General features: G+C 49.3%; 9 protein-coding genes and 1 tRNA gene. 7 read left to right on the forward strand and 3 right to left on the reverse strand.

Going from position 1 to position 12,672, the window contains the following annotated elements; genetic code table 11:
- Positions 1–183: 183 nt before the first annotated feature.
- Together QVO66_RS00660 and QVO66_RS00665 are read left to right on the forward strand one after the other, a co-directional pair.
- Positions 184–265, forward strand: a tRNA-Leu gene (locus QVO66_RS00660).
- Between the two features lie 403 nt (positions 266–668).
- A complete protein-coding gene (locus tag QVO66_RS00665; RefSeq protein WP_021853436.1) occupies positions 669–1,181 on the forward strand; it encodes a hypothetical protein in 513 nt (170 codons plus the stop codon).
- Positions 1,182–1,422: 241 nt separating this feature from the next.
- Here QVO66_RS00665 and QVO66_RS00670 read toward each other — a convergent pair whose 3' ends face one another.
- The 3 genes from QVO66_RS00670 to QVO66_RS00680 all read right to left on the reverse strand — a co-directional run bounded on the left by QVO66_RS00670 (position 1,423) and on the right by QVO66_RS00680 (position 6,062).
- Positions 1,423–2,175: a LytR/AlgR family response regulator transcription factor gene (locus QVO66_RS00670; protein WP_021853437.1), complete on the reverse strand. Its 753-nt coding sequence runs from the start codon at positions 2,173–2,175 to the stop codon at positions 1,423–1,425.
- A 21-nt stretch (positions 2,176–2,196) separates the two neighbouring features.
- Positions 2,197–4,155 carry a tetratricopeptide repeat-containing sensor histidine kinase gene (locus tag QVO66_RS00675; protein ID WP_288172401.1) on the reverse strand — a complete coding sequence of 653 codons (1,959 nt, stop codon included), beginning with the start codon at positions 4,153–4,155 and terminating at the stop codon, positions 2,197–2,199.
- Positions 4,156–5,051: 896 nt separating this feature from the next.
- Positions 5,052–6,062 carry an aspartate-semialdehyde dehydrogenase gene (locus QVO66_RS00680; protein ID WP_021853439.1) on the reverse strand — a complete coding sequence of 337 codons (1,011 nt, stop codon included), beginning with the start codon at positions 6,060–6,062 and terminating at the stop codon, positions 5,052–5,054.
- A 137-nt stretch (positions 6,063–6,199) separates the two neighbouring features.
- Between QVO66_RS00680 and QVO66_RS00685 the strand changes: the two genes are divergently transcribed.
- From QVO66_RS00685 to QVO66_RS00705, 5 genes are all read left to right on the forward strand, one after another.
- The gene (locus QVO66_RS00685) at positions 6,200–8,323 is read left to right on the forward strand and encodes a cation:proton antiporter (protein WP_021853440.1); all 2,124 of its coding nucleotides are present in this window, start codon (positions 6,200–6,202) and stop codon (positions 8,321–8,323) included.
- A gap of 48 nt (positions 8,324–8,371) precedes the next feature.
- Positions 8,372–9,139, forward strand: a complete 768-nt coding sequence (locus QVO66_RS00690) for an ABC transporter ATP-binding protein (RefSeq protein WP_021853441.1) — start codon at positions 8,372–8,374, stop codon at positions 9,137–9,139.
- Between the two features lie 66 nt (positions 9,140–9,205).
- Positions 9,206–10,051 (forward strand): CvfB family protein, encoded by an 846-nt coding sequence (locus tag QVO66_RS00695; protein ID WP_021853442.1) that lies wholly within the window; start codon positions 9,206–9,208, stop codon positions 10,049–10,051.
- A gap of 81 nt (positions 10,052–10,132) precedes the next feature.
- On the forward strand, positions 10,133–11,026 hold the full coding sequence (locus QVO66_RS00700) for an NAD(P)-dependent oxidoreductase (RefSeq protein WP_021853443.1): 894 nt from the start codon (positions 10,133–10,135) through the stop codon (positions 11,024–11,026).
- 425 nt (positions 11,027–11,451) lie between these two features.
- Positions 11,452–12,492, forward strand: coding sequence for a tyrosine-type recombinase/integrase (locus QVO66_RS00705; protein WP_021853445.1), 1,041 nt, complete (start codon positions 11,452–11,454; stop codon positions 12,490–12,492).
- Positions 12,493–12,672 lie beyond the last annotated feature (180 nt).

Genomic DNA, 12,672 nt, shown 5'->3' on the forward strand with positions numbered 1-12,672 from the left:
ACATCGGTAAAACGGCAACATACATAAGAAAAGGAACACCTGAAGAATAAAAAATAGTCAAAAACCCATAAATATCCTTGGTTTTTACACAAAAAGGATGTACCTTTGCAAAAGTTTTTGCGAAAAGCTCAAAACATGACGTAAACGCTCATGCTTTATGCCGCAGCAAAACATAAAAAGTCTGCGCCTGTGGCGGAATTGGTAGACGCGCTAGACTTAGGATCTAGTGTCCCGCGACGTGTAGGTTCGAGTCCTATCAGGCGCACAGATATTAAAAAGAGGTGAAATGTCTTCAACGACTTTTTACCTCTTTTATTTTTTATATATCACCCAAAACAACACTTCCGTTTATCAGCCTTGCCCTTGGATATAGGCACCCGATATACAAAAAAATGCAGATTTGATGATTAATTTACGACCTGCGCCCGTGTATCCGACTGAACATTTGCATCATTTTATCTACGCCGACTTGTAGAAATAAGGCATCTTGATTTCAGTTCTCTTCACTCTATTTTTCGACCAAATAAGCCATAAGACGGCAGTATAAGCACATTTTGATACAAAAAAGTATATTTAACTTACATTTTGTGTTTGTCATTAAAAAAGAATTCGTATATTTGCGGCATAGAGTTTTAAATCAAGTATTATTAACCAAAAAAGAATCGACTATGAAAAAGATTTTATTGGTAGCCCTTTTTGCAATAGTTGCAATAGGCGCAAGTGCACAGAAGAACATCACTATATGGTGGGGTGGAAACGTTTCTGACGTTGACGGCGACTTCAACACGAAGTCTGAATTTAAAGCTTTGAATATCGGTGTATCTTATACAGCTCCAATTGACAACTCGTTCGACTGGTCGGTAGGTGCTGCTTATGTTACTAAAGGATGCAAGGACTGGGATCCGGGCTTCATACAGCTCGAAGGAAACGGTGCGTGGAACTTCGTTAAGGGCGGCGACGCCAAGGTTGGCCTCTTCACCGGTCCGTATGTAAGCTTCCTCGTTGCAAAAGATGACATGGAAAGCGCCAACACATTCGACATCGGATGGCAGGGAGGTGTGGCAGCAGCCTATAAGTTCCTGTCGTTTAAGGTTGGATATGAATACGGCTTCTGCAATCTTGTTGATGAGATTGACGGAAAAGCAGGCGACTTCTTCTTCAGAGTTGGAGTTAACTTCTAAGATAATATAAAACAAAAAAAGGCGTCCGACCAAAAGTCAGACGCCTTTTTTATTTTTGCATAGACCACCATAAACATGAGTTGCAATCTACGAACATTAGTTGCCTGCAACGAATCTGCTATGCAGGCCGATGGTTATAATATTCAATGCCGGCCTAGTTTCACTGCGCCCATCAAGTATTTTACAACCGACATAAGAACTGTATGCGCCATAAAAAGGCCCATTATCATGACCGGCAGACTTATAACGCACTGAAACGTTTGATAAGTTTGCGGCGATAAAAGCGGCCCACCTTGACATAGTCGATATTGTCAAACGGCGGATAAAAGCGGCAGATGTTGTCGCACACCTCCATAAGATAGTTGATGTTGATGATGTATTTCTGGCTTACCTGTATGAAGCTGCTGTCAATGCCTAGCAGCACGTCCTTGTTGACATTGCGCTTCAGGCGCATGGGTTTGTCGCATCCGGCAGCCACCGCCATCCATACCCGCGTGTCGTGATCGTAGGAAAACACGCAGATGTCGCGTATCTGCACCAGACGGAAGTCAACGGTATTAGTGTAGAACAGCAGTTTGTCGTTGCCGTTTTTTATGATGCTGTCGTCCTTTATCACCGCGGCCTTCTCGCTGTCGCGCTCCTCATAGAAGCGGCTTATCACGGTGTCGAGTTCCTTGTCGTCAACAGGTTTTAGCAGAAAGTCGAACGCCTTGTTGCGGAAAGCCGGGAGCATATAGTCTGTATAGGCGGTGTATATCACCACATGGCAAGGCCACTCGGCCAGATCGTTAAACTGCGAGAGAAACTCTATGCCGGTCATGTCGGGAAGCTCAACATCGAGAAAGAGCAGGTCGGGCTTGTGTCTCATTATCATGTCGAGACCCTCCTCGCCTGTTCCGGCAGTGGCAACGACGCTCACATCGGGATATTTCTGCAGCTTGTCCACCAGGTTGTCTATTGCCGCCTGAGTGTCGTCTACGATTATTGCGTTCATAATATACGGTTGTTTGCTATACTAAGAATTTTTTAGTCCAAGCGGCAAGCTCAGCGATACCTCGCATCCGGCCACCTTGCCGTCATCGCCGGTAAGGTTTCTTATGCCTAATCTTATCTTGCGCTTGTTGTTACGGTTAATTATGTTTATAGAACTTCTTATCACCTTGAGTCCGGTGCCCGTAGAGTTAGGGTCGCTGTGGCGTATGTCGAACCCGGCGCCATTGTCGGTCACGGCGATGTTGCAGCGTGAGCCTTCCATCACAACGCTCACCCTGAGCGACTTGTGTCCGGCTCGCCTTTTCAGTCCGTGCTTAATGGCATTCTCAACGAGTATCTGTATGAACATCGACGGCACCATGACATTCTGAAGCACATCATCCGGCGGCGCCTCGACGCTGAACTCGAAGTCGTCGCCTATGGACGAGCGCTCCACGCTGATATAATAGCGCACAAAGCCCAGTTCCTCCTTAAGCGACACGTAATATTTGTCAGACATCTTCAGGTTGGCCCTTATCAGCTTGGTCAGTGCCATCAGTTCGTCAGCGTCACGGCTTCCGGTCTTTGATATGCTGTTGTTGAGCACGTTGAAGATGAAATGTGGCGATATGCGGCTGCGGGCATTGGCCAGCTTAAGCTGCATGAGCTGCATGTAGGTCTGCAGCCTGCGCTTGCGCATGTATGTCAGCAGATAGAGGAACAGCAACACCAGCATGACGGCAGCCAGCGCCACCACATACATCACCCATCGCACCCTGCGTATGTCGGCGTCCTTGCCCTGCAGCACAATCTGATGATGCAGCTTCAGCGTGTCCTGCGTGTATCGCATCATAATTTCCGACGTACGCATATTTGCGGTGTTATGCTTGAGCGAGTCGTTGCGCTCAATGCTCCCCATAAGGTTTTCGTATGCCTTCTTATAGTTTCCGGTCTTGGCATAATACTCGCGCAGATAGCGCTGACGTATGTTCACAAGGTTGAAGTCAACCACGGTGTTGATATTTTCCGCCTCGAGTATACGTCTGACCTCATTGACATCACCTTTTTTCAGGGCAAGGCCTATGCGTATTGTGTGGCAGTAATATATCGCCATGTCGTCGTTTATGCTGCCGAAGAAGGTTTCTGCCTCGTCGAGATACTTGTATGCCTCTGCCATGTTGCCGAGATTGAGATATACGTCGGCCATGTTTACCTTGCACAGATACATCTCGTAGCTCTGCTCCATGCGGCTCTGCTCAAGCAGTTTCTTGAGCCTAAGGAATATGGCCAGGGCCGACGGATAGTCTTCGGCGTAATAGTAATAGTTGCCGTAGTTGTTAAGGAAGTAGAGCTTCAGGTTGAGCGGCATTAGTCCGAAGTTGCGGTCGGACACCTGATAGCAACGCAGAGCCTCCTTGAAGTCGCCCAGATTGAGATATATACGGCCAAGCCCCATATACAGGCTAACGTTGGTCTCCTTGGGCAGGCGCAGCGAGTCAGAAAGATAAAGGGCCCGTCTGTACCACATGGCGGCATGCGGCATGTCGTTGACTGCCACGTAGGCATCGCCGAGATTGGCGCATACGTCAGGCAGGCGATACTCCATGTCGCTGCCCATGATACATTCGTACGACTTATGATATAAATCTATTGTCTCGTGCGGATTGTAATGAAACTTGTGATAATATGAGCCCTTGGCATTATATAAGAAGCCCATCATGCCCCTTACGCGCGGCGTGGGCTTCTGCCGCTTCAGGAATCCGAACGGCCCGTCCCAGTTGAGCCTCATCGTGTCGGGCGAATCGAGCGACACTCTGTAGCGCAGCCAGCGCAGGTAGAAGTCGTAATAGTCGAGGCTGTCGGCAGCATTGGCCATGCCCTCACGCATGGTGCGCATGACATATTCCGACTTAACGAATATCGAGTCGTCAAGACTCTTCAGAGCCGCCTCATGCTCCGGCGTGCGCTCATCGCCGCGCTTTCCGTCGTCTGAACACGACATGACCGACATGCACAGCAAGGCGGCAACCGCCGAAACGGCCGCCAGCCTGCACAACGAGGTACAGGCATGAACATATAAACTGATAGCGCCGGTCACTTTCACTTACGCTGAAAATCTCTTAAACTTATGACTTCAAATAATACAAAACCGACACAAAGTTAACAAAAAATTACTTAAACAGGTATCTTTATTTGATTAAATTACGGTTATTGTTAATGTTTTGAAATGTATTTCAGCAGATTTTAGGGGTAAACAGCCATAACATGTAAACGTCTGGTTTACAGACATAAACGCATTCTTCATGATTTGCACATACAGACGACCCTATCTTCAGGCTATAACGCCCCACCCGACCTGGCCGCAGCAGGCACAATAATGCCATGAATAATACTGCTGTATGGGCACATTATGCCGTACTGATTCACGGCCGTTATCATACGTAGATGTAAAAGACGGCAAATCAGCCTGCAAAAGGTGGCCTTTCATGATGCAAAAGACGGTCTTTTAGGCTCTAAAAGGGCACCTTTTACAAAGCCACTGATATTCAGCACGTTACAATCAGTCTGTCAACATGCCGACAGACTTGCACTACTATGGCGGAAACTCTGCCTCACAGCATCGCAGAAAGGCGAAAAATCACCGGACGGCAGACTTATCGCCCGGAGCCTTTCTGCCGGCAATCCTTACGTCATCATCCTGCTACATGTGCATAGCTGCAATCCGTACGGCAGGCGTGCCTTATCTCTGTATATCAGAAACGCGTCAACGACAGTCTGCCATTAGCCCCGAGACGGACAATAATCAAGGCTGCCGCCATAAGAAAACGACAATGCCCGGCACAGCCGCTAAGGCCGTGTCCGGGCATTGAATCTGTTTATCAGAATGCTACATTAAAATTATTTCACGTTTCCTACCTTTATCAGATATTCGGCTATCTGAACGGCATTGAGCGCAGCGCCCTTGCGTATCTGGTCGCCGCTGAGCCAGAATGTCAGTCCGTTCTCGTCGGCCAGGTCTTTTCTTACACGGCCAACATATACGTCGTCCTTGCCTGCTGTGTCGAGCGGCATGGGATAAACCAGGTTAGAGGGATCGTCCTCGAGCGTTACGCCGGGAGCAGCGGCAAGAGCCTTCTGTGCCTCCTCAACGCTGATGGGGCGCTCTGTCTCGATCCACACTGACTCAGAGTGGGCACGGAGCGATGACACACGCACGCACATGGCAGAACACTTAACGTCGCTGTGCATAATCTTGCGTGTCTCGTTAAACATCTTCATCTCCTCCTTGGTGTATCCGTTGGGCTGGAACACGTCTATCTGAGGAATTACGTTGTAAGCCAGCTGATGGGGGAACTTGCTCACGGTTACGGGCTTGCCGTCGATAATCTCCTTATACTGCTGCTGCAGTTCGGCCATAGCCGCAGCACCCGCGCCGCTAGCGCTCTGGTAGCTTGCTATGTGTATGCGGCGTATGTGGCTGAGCTGCTCGAGCGGCTGCAGAACCACCACCATCATTATTGTCGTACAGTTAGGGTTGGCAATGATGCCGCGCGGACGCTTGAGGGCATCCTCGGCGTTGCACTCAGGTACAACCAGAGGCACATCGTCGTCCATGCGGAACGCGCTCGAGTTGTCAATCATCACGGCTCCATACTTTGTTATGTCGGCGGCAAACTCTTTTGAAGTGCCGGCTCCGGCCGACGTGAAGGCTATGTCCACGTCCTTGAAGTCGTCGTTATGCTGAAGCAGTTTTACCTCATACTCTTTTCCCTTAAAAACATATTTCCGGCCTGCCGAACGCTCTGAACCGAACAGCACAAGGTCGTCAAGCGGAAAATTTCTTTCTGCGAGAACGCGGAGGAACTCTTGTCCAACAGCGCCGCTCGCGCCAACAATTGCTACTTTCATTTATCGCTTATTTTTATTACAAAATATATTAATCTGCTAATTATTCGGTACAAAAGTACAACTTTTAGCCCAATCACTGCAAAAATATGATTTTTTTTTGCACTTTTGCATATAGATTTGCAACATAACGAATATTTATGCCGGATATATCGCAATTTTTCCCCATAACAGCCCCGACGTTGATATTCTTCGTCGTGCTGTGCATCATTCTCTTCGCACCCATAATAATGGGCAAGCTGCGCATACCCCATATCGTGGGTATGGTGCTGGCCGGAGTCATCGTCGGGCCCCACGGGTTCAACATCCTTGCCAAGGACAGCTCGTTCGACCTGTTCGGGCATGTGGGCCTCTACTACATCATGTTCCTTGCAGGACTCGAGATGAACATGAGCAACTTCAGAAAAAACAGGCTGCGGACGTTCACTCACGGCATCATGGCCTTCGTTATACCTATGGCCATGGGCTTCGTGTTCAACACGGCCGTGCTGAAATACAGTTTCTTAACATCGGTGCTGTTGGCCAGTATGTATGCCTCTCACACGCTGATAGCCTATCCGACCATCCTGCGCTACGGCCTGTCCAACCAGCGCAGCGTCACGATAGCCGTGGGAGCTACGGCCATCACCGACACGCTTACGCTGCTCGTGCTTGCCATTGTGGGCGGAATGTTCAAGGGCGAGATAACCAGCAGCTTCTGGATCATGCTGTTTCTGAAGATTGCGGTGGTGTTCTTCATCATAATATTCTATTTTCCGCGCATTGCCCAGTACTTCTTCCAGAGGTATGAAGACAACGTCACGCAGTTTATCTTCGTGCTGGCCATGACGTTCCTCGGCTCGGTGATGATGGAGATGATAGGCATGGAAGGGCTGCTCGGCGCCTTCCTTACGGGTCTGGTGCTCAACAGATACGTGCCCAACATATCGCCGCTGATGACTCACCTTGAATTTGTGGGCAACGCCATATTCATCCCCTATTTCCTCATCGGCGTGGGCATGCTCGTCAACGTCAAGATACTGTTCGGCGGACTGGGCACGCTCGAGGTGGCAGCAGTGATGATTGTGGTGGCCCTGTCGAGCAAGTGGATAGCATCGCTGTTCACGCAGAAGCTGTTCGGCATGCGGGCCATTGAGCGCGAGCTGATATACGGCTTGAGCAACGCGCAGGCAGGAGCTACGCTTGCCGCAGTGCTCGTGGGCTACAACCTGATATTGCCCAACGGCCAGCGGCTGCTCAACGACGACGTGCTCAACGGCACTATCATACTTATCCTCGTTACGTGCATATTCAGCTCGTTCACAACGGAGCGTGCCGCCAAGAAAATAGCACTCGAGACCAAGAGCAGCCTGCCTAAGGACGAAACCGCTGACGACGAGAAGATAATGATACCTATGAGGTATCCTGAAACGGCCGAAAACCTGATTAAGATGGCTTCGCTGATGCGCAACCGCAAGCTCAACCGCGGCGTGGTGGCGCTCAACGTGGTCTACGACGACGACAATCGCCTGATGTATCAGGAGCGCGGACGGCAGCTGCTGGAGCACATAACCAAGGTGGCCAACTACTCGGGCATGATGGTGCAGACGCAGGTAAGAATAGCCACAAACATCAGCAACGGCATAAAGCACGCCTTCATGGAGTTTAACGCGTCAGAGCTTATCATGGGCATGCACATACGCCAGGAGGTGTCGAAGAAGTTCTGGGGCGAGTTCATACAGAGCATCTTCAGCGGTCTTAACCGCCAGATAACCATCGTGCAGTGTCTCACGCCGCTCAACACGCTGAGACGCATACAGGTGGCCGTGCCGTCGCGAGCCGAATACGAGCCGGGATTCTACCGCTGGCTGGAGCGTCTCTCGCGCATGGCCGAGAACCTTGAGTGCCGCATACAGTTCCACGCAAAGCGCGAGACGCTGTCGCTCATCAACGAGTATATACAGAACCGCCATCCTAACGTGAGGGCCGAATACACATACATGGCCCACTGGAACGAGCTGCCGGGACTGGCCGACAACGTGAACGAAGACCACATGTTCGTGGTTATCACCGCACGTAAGGGCACCATATCATACAAGAACGCGCTTGAGCGTCTGCCGGAGGAGATTACGCGATACTTCGCAGGCAAGAGCCTCATGATAATCTTCCCCGACCAGTATGGCGAACCGCTGGGCGCAATGACCTATGCTGAGCCTCAGCATCACGAACAGCCTAGCGCATACGAGGTGCTGCTGACATGGGTAAGGAAAAAATTCAAGATATAAACAGCTCTCTACATAACGACAACAAGCAAACAAAGAAACAGAAAAAACATGATAGATATAAAAGGCATAACCAAGAGCTTCGGCTCGCTGCAGGTGCTTAAGGGCATCGACCTGCACATAGGCAAGGGCGAAGTGGTGAGCATCGTCGGACCGAGCGGTGCCGGCAAGACCACACTGCTGCAGATAATAGGCACACTCGACAAGCCCGACAGCGGACAGATAATAATAGACGGCACCGACGTGAGCCGCCTTAACCGCAAAAAGCTGTCAGAGTTCAGAAACCAGCGCATAGGCTTCGTGTTTCAGTTTCACCAGCTTCTGCCTGAGTTCACCGCGCTCGAGAACATCATGATACCTGCCTTGATTGGCGGAAAATCGCGCAGCGAGGCAAAGAAGAAAGCCGAAGCCCTGCTCGACTTCATGGGACTGGCCGACCGCGCAAAGCATAAGCCCAACGAACTCTCAGGCGGCGAGAAGCAGCGTGTGGCAGTGGCACGCGCACTGGTAAACGACCCTGCCGTTATTCTTGCCGACGAACCGTCGGGCAGTCTCGACTCGAAAAACAAGGAGGAACTGCACCAGCTGTTCTTCAGTCTGCGCGACAAGCTCGGACAGACATTCGTGATTGTAACGCATGACGAAAACCTGGCAAAAATTACCGACCGCACCATAGCCATGCGCGACGGAATGCTCGAGACCGACGTCAATGCCGCAGCCGACGCAGCAACGGCAGCAAGCAGCAGCACCGCCACAACCGACAACGACACGGACGGAGCTGACCGTGCGGACGAAAATGCCGACGGCAAGGCCAAATAAGACGCAGAAAAGACCTGCGAGGCAACAAACATCTGTATTAATAAAAATCAAACACCGATAAAGAATATGGACTTCATAAAACTTGGCGACTACAACCTCATGAAGGTTGTCAAGAAAGTAGACTTCGGTATGTATCTCGACGGAGGCAACGAAGGCGAGGTGCTGCTGCCGCAGCGCTACGTGCCCGAAGGATGTAAGGTTGGCGACGAGCTCAACGTGTTTATCTATCTCGACAACGAAGAAAGGCTCGTAGCCACTACGCTCACGCCGCTGGCCAAGGTTGGCGACTTTGCCTTCCTCAGCGTGGCATGGGTGAACGAGTATGGAGCCTTCCTCAACTGGGGACTGATGAAAGACCTCTTCTGCCCGTTCCGTGAACAGAAAATGAAGATGGAAACAGGCAAAGGCTACATCGTGCACGTACACCTCGACAGCGAGAGCTACCGCATAGTGGCCTCGGCCAAGATAGAGCGCTACTTCAGCAACGAGCAGCCCGAATACAGACAGGGCGACGAGGTGAGCCTGCTGGTATGGCAGAAAACCGACCTCGGATTTAAGGTGATAATAGACAACAAATATCCGGGACTTGTCTACAAAGACCAGATATTCAAGGATATACACACCGGCGACAGGATGAAGGGATACATAGGCACAATAAGACCCGACGGCAAGATAGACGTGACGCTGCAGCCTACGGGACGCAAAATGACAACTGAATTCAGCGAGGTGCTCCTGCAATATATGAAGGAACACGACGGCGTGTGCCGCCTGACAGACAAGAGCCCGGCTGAAGACATCTACAAAACCTTCCAGGTGAGCAAGAAGAACTATAAGAAAGCCGTGGGCGACCTCTACAAGCGCAGGCTTATCTCTCTGTTCGACGACTGCATAGCGCTCACACAGGACGAATGACAAAAGCTCACGGCAGCACAACAGCAGGTCTGCCGTGGCGGAAACGATAAAAAAGTATATTATAAGTAAAGGCTAACGACAATGAGAAAATTCAGAAAATTAGTGGCAATAGAGCCGATAAAGATGATTCCGGAGGCTATAGACAGCCTCGGGCGGTATGCCGACGAGGTGATCACCCACAGCGATATGCCACAAACCGCTGATGAGACAGCAGCACGCATAGGCGATGCCGATGCCGCGCTGGTAAGCTTCACTACGGCCATAACCGCGGAAATCCTTGCCAAATGCCCATGCCTGAAATACGTAGGCATGTGCTGCTCGCTCTATTCACCCGAAAGCGCAAACGTAGACATCCACTATGCCGACGGACACGGAATAACCGTAACCGGCATACGCGACTACGGCGACGAGGGCGTGATAGAATACGTGGTAAGCGAGCTCGCCAGATGTCTTCACGGCTTCGGTCAGCCTGCATGGTTCGGCGCACCAAGCGAGATAACCGGCCTGAAAGCCGGCGTGGTGGGTCTGGGCAAGTCAGGAGGCATGATAGCAGACGCCATGAAGTTCTTCGGAGCCGAGGTGGGCTACTTTGCACGCAGCCAGAAGCCCGCAGCCGAGGCTAAAGGCTACAGGTTTATGCCCCTGGACGAACTGGTTGGATGGAGCGACGTGATATTCTGCTGCCTCAACCGCAACACCGTGCTGCTGCACGAAAAGCAGTTTGAACTTATGGGCGACCATAAGATACTCTTCAACACAGGTCTGTCGCCGGCATGGGACGAACCTGCATTCGAAAAATGGCTCGACCGCGACAACATCTGCTTCTGCGACACCACAGGAGCGGCCGGCAGCGAGCGCATGCAAAGCCACAGGCACATGCACTGCATGGGCGTATCGTCAGGACTTACAAAGCAGTCGTATGAACGGCTCAGCCAAAAAGTTCTGGCAAACATAGAGAACTATCTGAAAGATTAGGAACTAGCTGAACATCAACATAAAAGAGGGAAGTGAAAGTAAAGGAGTTAATATATAACTTTGAAGATTTGATTACCTGCATCGGTAAAATGCAACGACACTATCACAGCCTGGCACTGCAAACAGGCTGACGGTTAAAACACCTTACTTAAACACAGCATCCCAAAGTCCCTCTACAAAACAGAGCATAAGCCAACACACCTCAAAGCTTATGCCCTGTTTTTTTGATTTCAGCCGAAGAAGTCAATAAAACAAAATTAATTAACAATAAATGCAACGACAAATGAAAACAAATATAACAACGACAGACAAAAAACCTGCAATAAAACGAGAGGAATGCATCTGCAATCAATTAAGGAATGCACCTCCTCATTTCACCGGATGTAAATTTACTTGTTTATTAAGTTTAAATTTTCAACAGCAAAATGACTACAATTAGAATTAAACTTTCTCCTCAGCTTATAAAGATGGGAGAAGAAGAACTTCTCATCGAAATAGATGAGAGCGTTCTGTCAGAAGAAAAGCTGCAAGTCAAGAAAGACAGATATTTGTTCCTATACATGGAGAAAATAATCAAAGAACTTGAAAGCAACAAGCAAAGCAGCACGGCAGATAACTACAAGAGCACGCTAAAAAGCTTTAAGCGATTCAGAAAAGGCAAGAACATCACGCTCGGCAAAATCAACGACAAGATGATGCAGCAATATGAGATGTATCTGAAAAACGAAGGAATAAAGATGAACACGATATCCTTCTACATGAGAGTGATGCGTGCGGTATATAACAGGGCGGTGAACGACGGACTCGCCACGGAGAAACAGCCGTTCAGGAACGTCTACACCGGGATTGACAAGACCGAGAAAAGAGCCATACCGCTGCAGACCATAAAGGCCATAAAGGAGCTCTATATGCCGTCGAGAGCATTACACTTTGCCAGAGACATGTTTCTCTTCAGTTTCTACACCCGCGGAATGTCGTTCATAGACATGGCTTATCTTAAAAAGACCGACCTAAGCAACGGCATACTGACATACAAGCGGCGCAAGACCAAGCAGCAGCTCTCAATAAAATGGGAGAAATGCATGCAGGAAATAGTTAACAAATGGCCATCGTACAACGACTATCTGCTGCCGATAATTACGATACCCGGAAAAGAAGAGAGAATGCAGTATAAGAGTTGCCAGAAGAACGTGAACATGCAACTCGACAAGATATCCAAAATGCTGAAAATGCGAAAAGGCATAACCATGTATGTGGCACGTCACTCATGGGCAAGCATTGCAAAAAACATGAACATCCCCATAGGAGTGATAAGCGACAGCATGGGGCACACATCGCTAAAGACCACACAGATTTACCTCAGCGCAATTGACATGGATGTCATAAATAAGGCCAACCTGAAGATATTGAATAAAATAGAGAAAAGGAACGAAGAGACAAAGAGATTTTCGCAAACCGTAAAATAAAAGTCTCATAAACCTGCGAACGACTAATTGGATATAAATACAAACAGCCTAAGCACACGTGCTTCAAAAAAAACAATAACTTTACATACCGAATTGAAAAACTAACACCCAGGCTGTATGAAACTCTGAATAACTAATTATTAATTATTTAGTCGTCCCTTAAAAAGATTATTATCTACT

Source organism: Prevotella sp. CAG:255, assembly GCF_000431195.1.
Taxonomy (GTDB): Bacteria; Bacteroidota; Bacteroidia; order Bacteroidales; family Bacteroidaceae; genus Prevotella; species Prevotella rara.